The 15,738-nt window shown below is 60.0% G+C and carries 14 protein-coding genes and 3 tRNA genes; 8 read left to right on the top strand and 9 right to left on the bottom strand.

Annotated elements, in window-relative coordinates:
- The first annotated feature begins 370 nt into the window (after nucleotides 1–370).
- The 8 genes from proV (at nucleotide 371) to leuA (ending at nucleotide 10,220) form a co-directional block, all read left to right on the top strand.
- Nucleotides 371–1,555 (top strand): glycine betaine/L-proline ABC transporter ATP-binding protein ProV, encoded by a 1,185-nt coding sequence (gene proV / locus ENGE1_RS18080; RefSeq protein WP_048253317.1) that lies wholly within the window; start codon nucleotides 371–373, stop codon nucleotides 1,553–1,555.
- Nucleotides 1,556–1,568: 13 nt separating this feature from the next.
- Nucleotides 1,569–2,681 (top strand): glycine betaine/L-proline ABC transporter permease ProW, encoded by a 1,113-nt coding sequence (proW, locus tag ENGE1_RS18075; protein WP_048253318.1) that lies wholly within the window; start codon nucleotides 1,569–1,571, stop codon nucleotides 2,679–2,681.
- A complete protein-coding gene (gene proX, locus ENGE1_RS18070) occupies nucleotides 2,666–3,661 on the top strand; it encodes a glycine betaine/L-proline ABC transporter substrate-binding protein ProX (protein WP_048253319.1) in 996 nt (331 codons plus the stop codon). The genes proW and proX overlap by 16 nt, the downstream gene beginning before the upstream one ends.
- A gap of 190 nt (nucleotides 3,662–3,851) precedes the next feature.
- Nucleotides 3,852–5,036: an MFS transporter gene (locus ENGE1_RS18065; RefSeq protein WP_048253320.1), complete on the top strand. Its 1,185-nt coding sequence runs from the start codon at nucleotides 3,852–3,854 to the stop codon at nucleotides 5,034–5,036.
- Between the two features lie 92 nt (nucleotides 5,037–5,128).
- Nucleotides 5,129–5,581: a transcriptional repressor MprA gene (gene mprA, locus ENGE1_RS18060; protein ID WP_064360665.1), complete on the top strand. Its 453-nt coding sequence runs from the start codon at nucleotides 5,129–5,131 to the stop codon at nucleotides 5,579–5,581.
- Between the two features lie 130 nt (nucleotides 5,582–5,711).
- Nucleotides 5,712–6,884, top strand: coding sequence for a multidrug efflux MFS transporter periplasmic adaptor subunit EmrA (gene emrA, locus ENGE1_RS18055; RefSeq protein WP_045289770.1), 1,173 nt, complete (start codon nucleotides 5,712–5,714; stop codon nucleotides 6,882–6,884).
- Between the two features lie 15 nt (nucleotides 6,885–6,899).
- The gene (emrB, locus tag ENGE1_RS18050; RefSeq protein ID WP_064360664.1) at nucleotides 6,900–8,438 is read left to right on the top strand and encodes a multidrug efflux MFS transporter permease subunit EmrB; all 1,539 of its coding nucleotides are present in this window, start codon (nucleotides 6,900–6,902) and stop codon (nucleotides 8,436–8,438) included.
- A 123-nt stretch (nucleotides 8,439–8,561) separates the two neighbouring features.
- A complete protein-coding gene (gene leuA / locus ENGE1_RS18045) occupies nucleotides 8,562–10,220 on the top strand; it encodes a 2-isopropylmalate synthase (protein ID WP_048253321.1) in 1,659 nt (552 codons plus the stop codon).
- Here the strand turns inward: leuA and ENGE1_RS18040 are convergent.
- The 9 genes from ENGE1_RS18040 to ENGE1_RS18000 all read right to left on the bottom strand — a co-directional run bounded on the left by ENGE1_RS18040 (nucleotide 10,217) and on the right by ENGE1_RS18000 (nucleotide 15,652).
- Complete coding sequence (locus tag ENGE1_RS18040; protein WP_043082335.1) at nucleotides 10,217–10,981, bottom strand: AraC family transcriptional regulator; 765 nt, start codon at nucleotides 10,979–10,981, stop codon at nucleotides 10,217–10,219. The genes leuA and ENGE1_RS18040 overlap by 4 nt on opposite strands.
- 47 nt (nucleotides 10,982–11,028) lie before the next feature.
- Entirely contained in the window at nucleotides 11,029–11,544 is a 516-nt protein-coding gene (gene luxS, locus ENGE1_RS18035; RefSeq protein ID WP_043082334.1) for an S-ribosylhomocysteine lyase, read from the bottom strand.
- A 204-nt stretch (nucleotides 11,545–11,748) separates the two neighbouring features.
- The gene (gshA, locus tag ENGE1_RS18030; RefSeq protein ID WP_048285149.1) at nucleotides 11,749–13,305 is read right to left on the bottom strand and encodes a glutamate--cysteine ligase; all 1,557 of its coding nucleotides are present in this window, start codon (nucleotides 13,303–13,305) and stop codon (nucleotides 11,749–11,751) included.
- Between the two features lie 99 nt (nucleotides 13,306–13,404).
- A complete protein-coding gene (locus ENGE1_RS18025; RefSeq protein ID WP_043082332.1) occupies nucleotides 13,405–13,833 on the bottom strand; it encodes a YqaA family protein in 429 nt (142 codons plus the stop codon).
- Nucleotides 13,830–14,396 (bottom strand): fructose-1-phosphate/6-phosphogluconate phosphatase, encoded by a 567-nt coding sequence (gene yqaB / locus ENGE1_RS18020; protein ID WP_045289776.1) that lies wholly within the window; start codon nucleotides 14,394–14,396, stop codon nucleotides 13,830–13,832. The genes ENGE1_RS18025 and yqaB overlap by 4 nt, the downstream gene beginning before the upstream one ends.
- A 116-nt stretch (nucleotides 14,397–14,512) precedes the next feature.
- Complete coding sequence (locus ENGE1_RS18015) at nucleotides 14,513–14,827, bottom strand: BON domain-containing protein (protein ID WP_048253323.1); 315 nt, start codon at nucleotides 14,825–14,827, stop codon at nucleotides 14,513–14,515.
- A 333-nt stretch (nucleotides 14,828–15,160) separates the two neighbouring features.
- A tRNA-Arg gene (locus ENGE1_RS18010) sits at nucleotides 15,161–15,237 on the bottom strand.
- Between the two features lie 62 nt (nucleotides 15,238–15,299).
- Nucleotides 15,300–15,376, bottom strand: a tRNA-Arg gene (locus tag ENGE1_RS18005).
- 199 nt (nucleotides 15,377–15,575) lie between these two features.
- Nucleotides 15,576–15,652, bottom strand: a tRNA-Arg gene (locus tag ENGE1_RS18000).
- Nucleotides 15,653–15,738: the final 86 nt, after the last annotated feature.

Genomic DNA, 15,738 nt, shown 5'->3' with positions numbered 1-15,738 from the left:
TTTCTTTTTTCCGACGGCGGCCCAAAGCGCAGCAAGAAAATAGCCACACAAAATATAGGTTTTTATATATTTTCAGACCCCGCCCCAATACGACCAGTACATATCTGATTGCGTCCAGCCGGCTGCAAAGACATTATTGATAGCGTGATCAGCTTATTTCCCAGGAAATTTTTTTGATATATAAATTAAGCAATTAAATCACTGACGAAGGAATTTTTCAGCGAAAACGACATTTTTTCTGCTTAACGACTTTCCCGACATAAGAAAACTGAGGGTTTCTTCCGCTTTTGAATATGCTAGTGTATTTCTAGCCAATTATTTAAATTGGGCACAACTCCGACAATATAAAATAACAGGGCGATGTCATCTAATGGCAATTAAACTAGAGGTCAAAAACCTTTATAAGGTATTTGGCGAGCATCCTCAGCGCGCCTTTAAATATATTGAACAAGGTTTCTCGAAAGAAAAAATCCTCGAGCGAACGGGGCTATCGCTCGGCGTCAAAGACGCCAGCCTGGCCATTAATGAGGGCGAGATCTTTGTCATCATGGGGCTCTCCGGCTCCGGTAAGTCCACTATGGTGCGGCTTTTCAACCGCCTGATTGAGCCCACCCGCGGGCAGGTGTTGATTGACGGCGTCGATATATCCCAAATATCCGAGGATGAACTGCGCGAGGTGCGCAGAAAAAAGATCGCGATGGTCTTCCAGTCATTTGCCTTAATGCCGCACATGAGTGTACTGGATAATACGGCATTCGGCATGGAGCTCGCCGGGATCCCGCTGAAAGAGCGACAGAATAAGGCGCTGGATGCGTTGCGACAGGTAGGTCTTGAAAATTACGCCCACGCCTGGCCGGATGAATTATCCGGCGGGATGCGGCAGCGCGTCGGCCTGGCAAGGGCGCTGGCGATTAATCCAGATATATTACTTATGGATGAGGCCTTTTCGGCCCTCGATCCGTTAATTCGCTGTGAGATGCAGGATGAGCTGGTGAAATTACAGGCGCGGCATCAGCGCACCATTGTTTTTATTTCTCACGATCTTGATGAAGCGATGCGCATCGGCGACCGGATCGCCATTATGCAAAACGGCGAAGTCGTCCAGGTCGGCACGCCGGACGACATTCTTAATAATCCCGCCAACGACTACGTGCGCACCTTTTTCCGCGGCGTCGACATCAGCCAGGTGTTCAGCGCGAAGGATATTGCCCGCCGCCAGCCCGCGCGCATTATACGCCGGACGCCCGGCCTCGGCCCGCGCTCGGCGCTGAAGCTGCTCCAGGATGCGGACAGGGACTACGGCTACGTTATTGAACGCGGCAATCAGTTTGTCGGCACCGTCTCCATTGACTCCCTGAAAGCCGCCCTCGCCGCCGGGCAGGACATCAGCGCCGCGCTGCTTAGCGAACCGAGGGCCGTCGATGCGCAAACCGCCCTCAGCGAACTTATTTCGCACGTCGGACAGGCGCCCTGCGCGGTGCCGGTCATCGACGAGCGGCGGCAGTATGTCGGCACTATCTCCAAACGTATGCTTTTGCAGGCTTTAGGTCGCTAGAGGACAATCAACAATGGCCGATAACGCTACTCCGTGGACAACCGATAGCAGTTCCGCCCCGCAGTCCGCCGATGCCTGGGGCACCTCCGCGCCGGCACCCGCCGACGGCAGCAGCTGGCTCAACAGCGCCCCGCCTCCCGAGCCGGAACACTTCAATATCATGGATCCGTTCCACAAGACGCTGATCCCGCTCGACAGGTGGGTGACGGAGGGGATCGACTGGATAGTCACCCACTTTCGCCCCGTATTCCAGGGCATCCGCGTGCCCGTCGACTACATTCTCAGCGCCTTTCAGAACCTGCTGACGGGCATGCCCGTCCCCGTCGCGCTCGCCGTCTTTGGCCTCATCGCCTGGCAGCTTGGCGGCGCGGGCATGGGCATTGCGGCCGTAATTTCGCTGATCGCGATTGGCGCTATCGGCGCCTGGTCCCAGGCGATGGTGACCCTGGCGCTGGTACTCACCTCGATGCTGTTCTGCGTGGCCATCGGCCTGCCGCTCGGCATCTGGCTGGCGCGCAGCCCGCGGGCGGCAAAGATTATCCGGCCGCTGCTCGACGCCATGCAGACCACCCCGGCGTTTGTCTACCTGGTGCCCATCGTGATGCTGTTCGGCATCGGCAACGTGCCCGGCGTGGTGGTGACCATTATCTTCGCCCTGCCGCCCATCGTGCGCCTGACCATTCTCGGCATTAATCAGGTGCCTGAAGACCTGATTGAGGCGTCGCGCTCCTTCGGCGCCAGCCCGCGCCAGATGCTGTTCAAGGTGCAGCTGCCGCTGGCGATGCCGACCATCATGGCCGGCGTCAACCAGACCCTGATGCTGGCCCTGTCGATGGTGGTCATTGCCTCGATGATCGCCGTCGGCGGCCTCGGCCAGATGGTGCTGCGCGGCATCGGCCGCCTCGACATGGGCCTGGCCTCGGTCGGCGGCGTCGGGATCGTCATTCTGGCCATTATGCTCGACCGCCTGACCCAGGCCGTCGGCCGCGACGCCCGCAGCCGCGGCAGCCGCCGCTGGTACGCCACCGGCCCCGCAGGACTCCTCGTTCGACTGTTTACCGTGCGGGGCAGCCGCGCCCGCCCTCTCCTGACCAGCATGAAGGAACCCCGATGCGATACAGAATAGTTTTCACCGCGGCGCTTGGCGCGCTGCTTTCGGCCAGCGCCCTTGCGGCCGACCTGCCAGGCAAAGGCATTACCGTCAAACCGGCGCAGAGCAACATTTCGGAAGAGACCTTTCAGACGCTGCTGGTCAGCCGCGCCCTTGAGAAGCTCGGCTACACCGTGGAGAAGCCCAGCGAAGTGGATTACAACGTCGCCTATACCTCCGTCGCAGCCGGCGACGTGACCTTTATGGCGGTCAACTGGGCGCCGCTGCATGACGACATGTATGCCGCCGCCGGCGGCGATAAAGTCTTCTACCGCGAGGGGGAGTACGTCACCGGCGCCGCGCAGGGCTATCTGATCGATAAAAAAACCGCCGATAAGTATCACATCACTAAAATCGACCAGCTAAAGGATCCGACGCTGGCGAAGCTGTTTGATACCAACGGCGACGGCAAAGCGGACCTCGTCGGCTGTACGCCGGGCTGGGGCTGCGACGATGTTATCAACCACCAGATTGCGGCCTACGGGCTGAGCAATACCGTTACCGCCAACCAGGGCAACTACGCGGCGATGATGGCGGACACCATCGCCCGCTATAAAGAGGGAAAACCGATCTTTTACTTCACCTGGACGCCGTACTGGGTCAGCGACATCCTCAAGCCGGGCAAAGACGTGGTGTGGATAGAGGTGCCCTACTCCTCGATGCCCGGCAAGCAGAAGGATATCGACACCACGCTGCCCAACGGCAAGAACTACGGCTTCCCGGTCAACAGCGAGCGCATTGTCGCTAACCGAGCCTGGGCGGAGAAGAACCCGGCGGCGGCGAAGCTGTTCGCCATCATGAAGCTGCCGCTGGCCGACATCAACGCCGAAAACGCCATGATGCACGCGGGGCACGCCTCGGAAGCGGATATCAATGAGCACGTTGACGGCTGGATCGGCGCCCACCAGCAGGTGTTTGACGGCTGGGTGAAAACAGCGCTGGCGGCGCAGAAGTAAATTTCTCGCAGCGCCTCGCCATTTATCAGGGAGCCCGCGGGGGCTCCTCTCTTTTTGTTAGCGAGAAGCCCGCCAAAAACGCCCGGAGACCATGATGTCCCTGTGCACTATCCGACACACGACAATTTCCTCATTTCCGTCCGCCGTCGTTATGATTAAGCACCTGTAAAAAAACACCTCACGTTCCGCCATGAAAAAAACTGCCCACGGGCTTAGCCCGACGCTTATCGCCCTGATGTCCGTCGCCACCGGCCTCGCGGTGGCCAGCAACTACTATCCCCAGCCGCTGCTCGATACCATCGCCCGCGCCCTGGCCATCTCGCCCGGCCAGGCCGGCTTTATCGTGACCACCGCCCAGCTCGGGTATGCCGCCGGGCTGCTGTTTCTGGTGCCGTTGGGCGATATGTTCGAACGCCGCCGGATGACCGTGGTGATGACCCTGCTGGCGGCGGGCGGGATGCTTATCACCGCCAGCAGCCATTCGCTATCGATGATGCTGCTCGGCACCGCCCTCACCGGGCTGTTCTCGGTCGTTGCCCAGATCCTCGTGCCGCTGGCGGCTACCCTCGCCGCCCCGGCGCAGCGCGGGCGCGTGGTGGGCACCATCATGAGCGGCCTGCTGCTGGGCATTCTGCTGGCGCGTACCGTGGCCGGGGTACTGGCCGACCTCGGCGGCTGGCGGACCGTTTACTGGGTCGCCAGCGCGCTGATGGCGGTAATGGCTCTGGCGCTGTGGCGCGGCCTTCCGAAAAGCAAACAGGAAACACAGCTCAGCTATCCGCAGATCCTCGGCTCAGTATTTACCCTCTTTGCAACCAACGGGGTACTGCGCACCCGGGCGCTGCTCGGCTGCCTGTCCTTTGCCAACTTCAGCATTCTCTGGACCTCAATGGCTTTTTTACTGGCGGGGGCCCCCTGGCATTTTTCTGAAAGTACCATCGGCCTGTTTGGCCTTGCGGGAGCCGCCGGCGCCCTCGGAGCACGCCCGGCGGGCGTTCAGGCAGACAAAGGCCGCGCCCATCTGACGACCACCGGCGCCTTGCTCCTGCTGCTGCTATCGTGGATCGCTATCTGGTGGGGACACGCCTCGCTGCTGGCGCTGATCGTCGGCATTCTGGCGCTGGACCTCACCGTTCAGGGGGTGCACATCACCAATCAGACGGTGATTTATCGCACCCACCCGGAGGCCCGCAATCGCCTTACCGCCAGCTACATGACCTGCTACTTTATTGGCGGCGCCGTGGGCTCGCTGCTGTCGGCGTGGGCATGGCAACGTGCGGGATGGGCGGGCGTCTGCCTGACGGGCGGCACCATTGCCGTACTCAACCTGCTGGTGTGGTGGCGCGGCTACCACCGGCAGGACGATATGACCTAGCCATTCCTGAAATGCATAACCTCATATTAATTCATTTACTTTATTTGTAACCGTAGTTACTATATCGACTGAAATTAATGAGGTTATGCCAAATGGACAGTTCATTTACACCCATTGAACAAATGCTTAAATTCCGCGCCAGCCGCCAGGAAGACTTCCCTTATCAGGAAATTCTGCTCACCCGCCTGTGCATGCACATGCAGGGCAAGCTGCTGGAAAACCGCAGCATTCAGCCCTCTGAGCTAAGCTGTGCCCTGGGTTCCTCCCGCACCAATGCCACCCGTATTGCCGATGAGCTGGAGAAGCGCGGCTGGATCGAGCGCCGCGAAAGCGACAACGATCGCCGCTGCCTGCACCTGCAGCTTACGGAAAAGGGCCAGCAGTTCCTCGAAGAGGTTCTGCCGCCGCAGCACAGCTGCCTGCATGAACTCTGGTCCTCCCTGAGCAGCAGTGAAAAAGAGCAGCTCGAACAGATTACCCGCAAATTGCTGCTTCGCCTCGACCAGATGGAAGAAGAGGGCGTGGTAATGGACGCTCTCAGCTAAGCACGTAACGCTTTCACTCGTTAGAAAAAAATAAGAAACCTGACAGGCCAGCAGTCGCAAAACTGCTGGCCTGTCTGACGAAAACAGCTCGGCGAAGCCGATGTGAAATAATAAGAAAGTGGAGAACAACATGAGCGCTAATGCGGAGATTCAACCCCCGCAGCAACCGGCGAAGAAGAAAGGCAAGCGCAAGGGCCTTCTTCTCCTGCTGACCCTACTCTTTGTTTTAATTGCAGTGGCTTACGGTATCTACTGGTTTTTAGTGCTTCGTCATTACGAAGAGACGGACGATGCCTACGTGGCGGGGAATCAGGTGCAGATCATGGCGCAGGTCTCCGGTAGCGTCACCAAAGTGTGGGCGGAAAACACCGACTTTGTGAAAAAGGGCGACGTGCTGGTCACTCTCGATCCTACCGACGCCCAGCAGGCATTTGAAAAAGCGCAGACGGCGCTGGCCTCCAGCGTGCGCCAGACCCGGCAGCTGATGATCAACAGCAAGCAGCTGCAGGCGAATATCGAGCTGAGAAAAACGGATCTGGCGCAGGCTGAAACCGATCTTCAGCGCCGCATTCCCCTCGGCACCGCCAATCTGATTGGCCGCGAGGAGCTGCAGCACGCCCGCGATGCGGTTGCCAGCGCCCAGGCCCAGCTCGATGTCGCCGTTCAGCAGTACAACGCCAACCAGGCGATGATCCTCAATACCCGACTTGAAGACCAGCCTGCGGTGCAGCAGGCGGCAACGCAGGTGCGCGACGCCTGGCTTGCCCTGCAGAGGACGAAAATCGTCAGCCCGATGACCGGCTACGTCTCGCGCCGCTCGGTGCAGCCGGGCGCCCAGATCAGCCCGACCACGCCGCTGATGGCGGTGGTGCCGGCCACCCGTCTGTGGGTCGACGCCAACTTTAAAGAGACCCAGCTGGCGCATATGCGCATCGGCCAGCCGGTGACGGTAATCAGCGATATCTACGGCGACGACGTGGAGTACAAAGGCAAAGTGGTCGGTCTCGATATGGGCACCGGCAGCGCCTTCTCGCTGCTGCCCGCCCAGAACGCCACCGGCAACTGGATCAAGGTGGTTCAGCGCCTGCCCGTACGCGTCGAGCTTGACGAGCAGCAGCTGGCGAAGCATCCGCTGCGCATTGGTCTGTCAACGCTGGTGAAGGTCAATACCAGCCAGCGCGACGGTAAAATGCTGGCGACGCAGGTGCGCAGCACCCCGGCCTATGAAAGTAACGCCCGCGAAATCAGCCTCGGCCCGGTTAACGCGCTGATCGACGGTATCGTGAAGGCCAACGCCGGCTAACCCGAGGTGAACGCAATGCAACAGCAAAAACCGCTGGAGGGGGCGCAGTTGGTCATCATGACCATTGCGCTGTCGCTGGCGACGTTCATGCAGGTGCTGGACTCGACGATCGCCAACGTGGCGATCCCGACTATCGCCGGTAACCTCGGCTCCTCCCTGAGCCAGGGCACCTGGGTTATTACCTCGTTCGGGGTGGCGAACGCCATCTCGATCCCCATTACCGGCTGGCTGGCCAAGCGCGTCGGCGAGGTGAAGCTGTTTCTGTGGTCGACGGTGGCCTTTGCCATCGCCTCCTGGGCCTGCGGGGTCTCCAGCAGCCTGACGATGCTTATCTTCTTTCGCGTCATTCAGGGTATTGTCGCCGGGCCGCTGATCCCGCTCTCCCAGAGCCTGCTGCTGAGCAACTATCCGCCCGCCAAGCGCTCGGTGGCGCTGGCGCTGTGGTCGATGACGGTGATCGTGGCCCCTATCTGCGGGCCGATCCTCGGCGGCTACATCAGCGATAACTACCACTGGGGCTGGATCTTCTTTATCAACGTGCCTATCGGCGCAGTGGTCGTCCTGCTCGCCCTGCAAACCCTGCGCGGGCGGGAAACCCGCACCGAGCAGCGGCGCATTGACGCCGTGGGGCTGGGGCTGCTGGTGGTGGGCATCGGCTGTCTGCAGGTGATGCTCGACCGCGGCAAGGAGCTGGACTGGTTCAACTCGACGGAGATTATCGTTCTCACCATCGTGGCGGTGGTGGCCCTGAGCTTCCTCATCGTCTGGGAGTTGACCGACGAGCACCCGATTGTCGATCTGTCGCTGTTTAAGTCGCGCAACTTCACCATCGGCTGCCTGTGCATCAGCCTCGCCTATATGCTCTATTTCGGCGCTATCGTGCTGCTGCCGCAGCTGTTGCAGGAGGTGTACGGCTATACGGCGACCTGGGCCGGGCTTGCCTCGGCGCCGGTGGGCGTGATCCCGGTACTGCTATCGCCGATCATTGGCCGCTTTGCCCACAAGCTGGACATGCGCCGGCTGGTGACCTTCAGCTTTATCATGTACGCGGTCTGCTTCTACTGGCGCGCCTACACCTTTGAGCCGGGCATGGACTTCGGCGCCTCGGCGTGGCCGCAGTTTATCCAGGGCTTCGCGGTGGCCTGCTTCTTTATGCCGCTGACCACCATTACCCTCTCCGGCCTGCCGCCGGAGCGGCTGGCGGCGGCGTCGAGCCTGTCGAACTTCACCCGTACGCTGGCAGGTTCTATCGGTACGTCGATAACGACCACCATGTGGACCAACCGCGAGGCGATGCATCACGTGCATCTGACGGAGTCGGTGACGCCCTATGCGCCGGACGCGCAGCGGATGTACAGCCAGCTTGAAGGCATGGGGATGTCGCAGCAGCAGGCCTCCGGCTGGATAGCGCAGCAGATCACCAATCAGGGGCTGATTATCTCCGCCAACGAGATTTTCTGGATGTCGGCGGGCGTCTTCCTGGTGCTGCTGACGCTGGTGTGGTTTGCCAGACCGCCGTTCGGCGCCGGAGGAGGCGGCAGCGGCGCGCACTAGATCTCCGGGCCCTCTTTGCGAAGAGGGCTTTTTTTTGTCCATTTTTCGCCAGCAATTGTCCGCTTTGCTAAAGCGGCGGCCGCGCCCGCGGGTGAGGATAAAAGCGGACAACAGGAGAAGACCATGCTCAATAACCCCGCGAATAAATACCGCCCCAGTGAAAAAATAAGTCTGCCGGACCGCCGCTGGCCGGACAACGCGCTGCGCCAGGCCCCGCGCTGGCTGTCAACCGATCTTCGGGACGGCAATCAGGCGCTGGCGGAGCCGATGGACGGCGAGCGCAAGCTGCAGTTCTGGAACCTGCTGCTGAGCTGCGGCTTTAAAGAGATCGAGGTCGCCTTTCCGTCGGCCTCGCAGACCGACTTTAATTTCGTGCGCCAGCTGATTGATGAGGCGCGCATTCCCGATGATGTGACGATCCAGGTGCTGACCCAGGCCAGGGAGTCGCTGATCCTGCGCACCTTTGACGCCCTGCGCGGCGCCCGCAGCGCAACGGTTCACCTCTATAACGCCACCGCTCCGCTGTTTCGCGAGCTGGTGTTTAACATGGATAAGGCGCAGATCGTCGATCTCGCCGTCAGGTCTACACAGCTTATCCGCCAGCAGTGCGACCAGTATCCGCAGACCCGCTGGCAGTATGAGTACTCACCGGAGACGTTTTGCTTTACCGAGCCGGATTTCGCCCTTGAGATCTGCGAGGCGGTGGCCGACGTCTGGCAGCCCGGCGTCGACCGGCCGATGATCGTCAACCTGCCTGCCACCGTGGAGGTGAGTACGCCCAACGTGTACGCCGATCAGATAGAGTATTTCTGCCGCCATTTCTCCCGCCGCCGGGATGTCTGCATCAGCGTTCATCCGCACAACGATCGCGGTACCGGCGTCGCCAGCGCCGAACTGGCCCTGATGGCCGGGGCCGATCGCGTCGAGGGCTGCCTGTTTGGCAACGGCGAGCGCACCGGCAACGTCTGCCTGGTGACGCTGACCATGAACCTCTACAGCCAGGGTATCTCCCCGGGTCTGCGCTTTGATGATATGCGCCGCGTCGTCGAGGTGGTGGAAGCCTGTAACCAGCTGCCGGTTCATCCGCGCCATCCCTGGGCGGGCAGCCTGGCCTATACCGCCTTCTCCGGCTCGCATCAGGATGCGATTAAGAAAGGATTTGATGCCCGCAGGCCCGGCGAACGCTGGAATATGCCCTATCTGCCCATCGATCCGCAGGATATCGGCTGCAGCTATGAGGCGGTGATCCGCGTCAACAGCCAGTCGGGCAAAAGCGGCAGCGCCTGGCTTATCGAGCAGAATCACGGCCTCAGGCTGCCGCGCGGGCTGCAGCAGGACTTCAGCCAGCACGTGCAGCGGGAAACGGATACCCACGGCCGCGAGATGACCCACAGCGCGCTCTGGCAGCTGTTCCGGGCGCGATATGGTCTGATCCCGGAACCGGCGCTGGCGCTGCGGCAGTACACCAGCGAGAGCCTGAACAACGGCGAACTGGCGCTGAAGGCGACGGTTGCCGTCGGCGCTCAGACCCGGAGGCTGGAAGGAAAAGGCAACGGGCTGCTTTCCGCCGCCGCCGCGGCGCTGGGCGGACTGCTGCGCCAAAGCGTGGTGATTCGCGACTACCATGAGCATACGCTCGGGGAGCGCAGCGACAGCCGCTCGGTGGCCTATATCCGCTGCCTGCGGGCCGACGGCAGCAGCCGCTGGGGGGTCGGCATCGACAGCGATGTTGCCCGCGCCTCTTTGCAGGCCCTGCTCAACGCGGCGGGCGACGCGCCCTAGTCGTGATGAAAGTAATCGCTGGGTGAGACGCCCATCACCCGGCGAAACATGGCCGTGAAGGCGCTGTGGCTACCGTAGCCGAGATCCAGCGCCACCCTCAGCACCGGCTCCCCGCGGGCGAGCCGCACCAGCGCCTCCATCAGCCTTGCCCGCCGAACCCACTCGCTCCAGCTCAGCGTCGTCTGCTGGCGGAAGCGGCGGTTGAGCGTGCGCTCGCTGATATTCGCCGCCAGCGCGGCCCTGGCGCTGCCCCACGCCTCGCCGGGATTATCGCGCACCTGCTGGCAGAGCCGGCGCAGCGCGGGGCTCTCCGGCTCGGGAAGACCGAACGGCAGCACCGACATGAGGCGAATTTCGTCAAGGATCAGCTCGTAGATGCGCTCCGCCCGGCTGCCGGGCGCGTAGCGCTCCTCCAGATCGAGCGCGGCAACAATTAGCTCGCGCAGCAGGGGCGCAATCTGCACGATCTGGCAACTTACCGGCAGCCACGCGCGGGCCAGGGGATCGATAAACAGCGTTCTGGCGGCCACCTGGCCGGTCATTCGCAGGGCGTGCGGCGTTCCCGCCGGTAGCCAGACGCCGCGCCCCGGCGGCACTACCCAGTAGCCTGCCGCCGTTTCAACCCTGACGACGCCGCTGAGAATATGCAGCAGCTGGGCGCAGTCGTGCTGGTGCCAGGGCTCGGCGTCGCCGTGCGCGTAATCATGGGCAAAGGGAACCAGCGGACGTTCGCTGAAGGAGAAGGTTAAGGTCGCGGTCATCGACAGAACTCACCCGGCGCAGGACGCGCCGGGCAGCGGCGCCGGAACTAGATGTGCAGTTCCTGGAGCTTCTCTTTCGGCAGCGCCAGCTCTTCATTGCTGTTGACGCGCACGTCGTGCTCGATGATGTGGCGGGCAATGTCCTGCGCTTCCTGCAGGGAGTGCATCTGGTAAGTACCGCACTGGTAGACGTTCAGCTCGGGGATCTGGTTCTGATCCTTGACCTTCAGCACGTCTTCCATCGCCGCTTTCCAGGCCTTCGCCACGCGGGTCTCATCCGGCGTCCCGATCAGGCTCATGTAGAAGCCGGTGCGGCAGCCCATCGGCGAAATATCGATGATCTCAACGCCGTCGCCGTTGAGGTGGTTACGCATAAAGCCGGCGAACAGGTGCTCAAGGGTATGAATGCCCTTCTCCGGCATCACTTCTTTATTCGGGATGCAGAAGCGCAGGTCGAATACCGTGATTGCGTCGCCGTGGGGCGTGTTCATGGTTTTGGCCACGCGAACGGCGGGCGCTTCCATTCGGGTATGGTCGACAGTAAAGCTATCAAGTAACGGCATTTTGTCTCCTCCGAACTCTTCATGTTCCCTTGCCGACCAGGGGCAGGAGGGAAAAACAGCTGAAGAGCGTGATTTTTTTTAAAATAAACTGAACTCTTTGTTCCCGGGCGAGTCTCAGTATATGAAAGACGCGCATTTGTTATCATCATCCCTGTTTTCAGAGATGAAAGTTTGGCCACAGTGATGTGGCCTTTTTCTTTTCTGTCAGGCGTGCCGGGCGACCAGCGCTGCAAACGGCTCGCTATCCGCCGCCTCAATCTCACGCTGACGCACCCGCGACGCTTCGCGCTCGGCAACAAAATCCGCTTCGCGTAAAATCTCCAGCGGCTCTTCCCGCAGCATTGTCCGGTACTTATCGCCCAGCGCCCTGCCGGTGCCGCCAATGCCGTCTTCAAGCATAGCGCGCAAAATGCGCGCAGAGAAGGTTAAATCGGGATTGTCGAAACTTGCCGTCAGTTCGTCGCACACCTGCTGGTAGGCGTCGCCGCCTTCAATACCGTCCAGCGTCTGCGCCACGCGCCTGAGATCGGCAAACAGATCCTTGCCGACCTGCGCCAGCGGGAACTGCGCGGTTTCGCAGCCGATGCCCAGCGTCAGCCCCGGCTTGCGCCCTTCCAGAATCACCCGATTCCAGTTGGTTTTGGTACACAATAGCTCGTCGCTGCTCATCTCCGGCGCATCCGCCAGCACGCACCAGACCATAAACAGGTCGAGGAAGCGCACCTGCTGCTCGTCCACGCCGGTCGGCGAGAACGGGTTGATGTCCAGCGAGCGGACTTCGATATATTCGATGCCGCCGCGCAGCAGCGCGTCCGACGGCGTTTCGCCGCTGCGGGTCACGCGCTTGGGTCGGATAGGGGCATACAGCTCGTTTTCGATCTGCAGGATGTTGCTGTTGATCTGCCGGTACTTACCGTCTTTCTCTACGCCGATGCGGGCAAACTCCTCCGACGGCGTTTTAATCGCCCGCTTCAATCCTGCCACGTAGCCGTGCAAATCGTTAAAGGTAATACCGAGATTGCTTTGCGACTTATTGGTATAGCCCAGATCGCTCATGCGCAGGGAGGTGGCGTACGGCAGGTAGTACATGCCGCCTTCGGTCTCCTCGAACGGCAGCGTCGTCTTTTTACCCTGCAGGAACGACGAGCAGATGGCCGGCGAGGCGCCGAACAGGTACGGGATAACCCAGCCGAAGCGGTAGTAGTTGCGGATCAGGCGGAAATAGCCCGCGGAGATCGCCTCTTTGCCCTGCTCTGCGCTCTCAACGCCGCACTTCGCCTGCCAGAACGCCATCGGCAGGGAGAAGTTGTAGTGGACGCCGGAGATCGTCTGCATCAGCGCGCCGTAGCGGTTCTTCAGGCCTTCGCGATACAGCGTCTTCAGACGACCAATATTCGAGGTACCGTACTGGGCCAGCTCAATCTCCTGGCCGGGGGCGATGTAGCACGGCATGCTAAGCGGCCACATCCGCTCATCGCCGATATTACGTGCGGTGAAGCGGTGTACGTCGCGCAGCAGCGTGAGCATATGATTGATGTCGCCGTCTACCGGCGTAATAAATTCCAGCAATGCTTCGGCAAAGTCGGTAGTTATCCATTTATGGGTCAGCGCCGCGCCGAGGGCGTCCGGGTGACCGGTCGTCGCCAGTGAGCCATCTGCATTTACGCGCAGCGTTTCGCGCTCAAGACCGCGCTGGATCCCCTTTACGGCCTGAGGATGTTTTTCCAGCCAGGCCAGCGCCTGTGATACGTCCGGGATCAAATTGACCTCCCGCCTGTCGAAATCATTGTATTAAGCATAATTGTAATGGTTAATGCGTAAGAGCCTGCTCGCAGGCCCCAAAGGTCACAATCAGTCCAATTATTGCCACCACGTCATACCCTGTAGCGTTACGATAGCAATAGCCCCATAGCGCAGCGCCTTTCCAAGGCATAAGAAAAAGAGCACCGGCCCCCAGGAGAGGCGCATCCAGCCTGCCAGCAGGCAGAGCAGATCGCCTATCACCGGCAGCCAGCTTAGTAATAGTGTGGCAGGGCCGTAGCGTCTCAGCCAGCCCTCCGCCTTTTCCCGCCAGCGGACGTTCTTCCGCTGTGGAAACAGGCGTCCAAGGATAACGTTAGTTACCCCACCAAGGCTATTACCGATTGTTGCGGTTAATACCAGCCACCACGGCTGGCTGACGCCGGCGATGAGCATTCCGGTCAGGACGACTTCGGAGTTGCCCGGCAGCAGCGTGGCGCTGAGAAAGCTGCTGGTAAGCATAGACGCCAGCCCCAGCGCATCGGTCACAGCAGGCGAACATCCACGGCGTCCATCCCCGCCCTGCGGGCCGCCTGCAGGCCGAAGTCGGCATCTTCAAACACCACGCAGCGTTCCGGCGCAATGCCCATACGCTCGGCGCAGAGTAAAAAGGTGTCCGGTGCCGGCTTGTGGTTCTCAACGTCGTCAGCGGTCACCACCGCGCTGAACAGCTCGCGCAAGCCCAGATGTTTAAGCAGCGCTTCGGCCACGGCGCGCTCGCTGCCGGTGCCGACGGCCATCGGGCGACGCCCGTGCCAGGCTTTTACCACCTCAATCAGCGGCAGCGGACGCACGGTGTCCAGCAGCATCGCCTTTACCGCATCGGTTTTTTCGCGGGCCAACAGGTGAGGATCGAGACGGGCGCTGTTCAGCTCGATAATGGCCTGGGCAATGCGCCAGGTCGGAGAACCGTTCAGCGCCACCACGGCCTGCTCGTCAAAGCGCATGTCGTAACGACCGAGCACCTCGCGCCAGGCCTGGCGGTGAGTCGGCTCGGTATCCAGGATGGTGCCATCCATGTCGAAAATCAGTCCTGCGTAACGGTCGTACATCGCTTCCCCTGCTGCGTTTTAGCGGATGATTACTTTAGCTCAAACGCCGCCGCTTGTCGCTGCCGCCAGAGACAACAAAGGCACCGTCAGGTGCCTTTGTTGTTGATTTGCTGACGTTACTTAATCTGCATATCGTTTTCAACGACGCGCACGCCGTTAACGTTGCGGGTGATCTCCACCGCGCGGTTGGCAATCTTCTGAGAAGAGACAAAGCCGCTCAGCTGGACGCGTCCTTTAAAGGTGACAACGCTAATTTCTGAGGATTTGACCTCTTTATCAGCAAGCAGCTGGGATTTCACTTTGGTGGTAATGACGGAGTCATCAATAAAGCCGCCGGTACTTTCCTTCGTTGAAGAGCCCGCGCAGCCCGCCAGGGATACTGCCACAACGGCAGCGGCGCCAAATGCGCAGGCAGATTTAAACCATTTCATGGATTTCTCTCCTTGCTATCTGAAAACAGAGCGTTAACTGCTATAAATTAGCCGTAAATCAGAAAGATGCCAAGGCATTATGCGCCTGACACAAAGGTTTGGCATCAAAAGTCACAAAAGGGGGGTGATTGCGATTAGATATCCGCAGAAACAGAAACGAAATCAGGAAGCGGTGCGTGATTTTTTCAAGAAGAGATATGGTGCATCCGGGAGGATGACTCGGCTGCGCCTCGCCCGACGGGTCGTTGCTAAAGCAACGCTATCCTCCCCAGAGCTGAACCTATCGCTTCAGCTCCATTCAATAACGGCATTTGCTATTATCAAGGAGAGATATGGTGCATCCGGGAGGATTCGAACCTCCGACCGCTCGGTTCGTAGCCGAGTACTCTATCCAGCTGAGCTACGGATGCATCGGGAGACTTACTTTACTGCAGATTTTGATACTGCACTAAAGCCGTATCAAGAAGAGATATGGTGCATCCGGGAGGATTCGAACCTCCGACCGCTCGGTTCGTAGCCGAGTACTCTATCCAGCTGAGCTACGGATGCATTGGGGAACTTGCTTTACTGCTGATATTGATACCGCCGCTAAAGCCGTATCAAGTAAGAGATATGGTGCATCCGGGAGGATTACTCGGCTGCGCCTCGCCCTAAGGGTCGTTGCTAAAGCAACGCTATCCTCCCTGGTGCTGAACCTACTGCTTCAGCTCTATTCAATAACGGCATTCGCTGTTATCAAGGAGAGATATGGTGCATCCGGGAGGATTCGAACCTCCGACCGCTCGGTTCGTAGCCGAGTACTCTATCCAGCTGAGCTACGGATGCATCGGGAAACTTACTTTACTGCAGATTTTGATACTGCTGCTAAAGCCGTATCAAGTAAGAGATGGTGCATCCGGGAGGATTACTCG

This window comes from Pluralibacter gergoviae ATCC 33028 = NBRC 105706 (assembly GCF_001598855.1).
Taxonomy (GTDB): domain Bacteria; phylum Pseudomonadota; class Gammaproteobacteria; order Enterobacterales; family Enterobacteriaceae; genus Pluralibacter; species Pluralibacter gergoviae.
The sequence above is the reverse complement of the archived record's forward strand: the minus strand, read 5'-3'. Positions and strand labels throughout refer to the sequence as shown.

Coding starts and splice junctions, on each gene's coding strand:
- proV (WP_048253317.1), top strand. CDS start 371: ATGGCAATTAAACTAGAGGTCAAAAACCTTTATAAGGTATTTGGCGAG.
- proW (WP_048253318.1), top strand. CDS start 1,569: ATGGCCGATAACGCTACTCCGTGGACAACCGATAGCAGTTCCGCCCCG.
- proX (WP_048253319.1), top strand. CDS start 2,666: ATGCGATACAGAATAGTTTTCACCGCGGCGCTTGGCGCGCTGCTTTCG.
- ENGE1_RS18065 (WP_048253320.1), top strand. CDS start 3,852: ATGAAAAAAACTGCCCACGGGCTTAGCCCGACGCTTATCGCCCTGATG.
- mprA (WP_064360665.1), top strand. CDS start 5,129: ATGGACAGTTCATTTACACCCATTGAACAAATGCTTAAATTCCGCGCC.
- emrA (WP_045289770.1), top strand. CDS start 5,712: ATGAGCGCTAATGCGGAGATTCAACCCCCGCAGCAACCGGCGAAGAAG.
- emrB (WP_064360664.1), top strand. CDS start 6,900: ATGCAACAGCAAAAACCGCTGGAGGGGGCGCAGTTGGTCATCATGACC.
- leuA (WP_048253321.1), top strand. CDS start 8,562: ATGCTCAATAACCCCGCGAATAAATACCGCCCCAGTGAAAAAATAAGT.
- ENGE1_RS18040 (WP_043082335.1), bottom strand. CDS start 10,981: ATGACCGCGACCTTAACCTTCTCCTTCAGCGAACGTCCGCTGGTTCCC.
- luxS (WP_043082334.1), bottom strand. CDS start 11,544: ATGCCGTTACTTGATAGCTTTACTGTCGACCATACCCGAATGGAAGCG.
- yqaB (WP_045289776.1), bottom strand. CDS start 14,396: ATGTACGACCGTTACGCAGGACTGATTTTCGACATGGATGGCACCATC.
- ENGE1_RS18015 (WP_048253323.1), bottom strand. CDS start 14,827: ATGAAATGGTTTAAATCTGCCTGCGCATTTGGCGCCGCTGCCGTTGTG.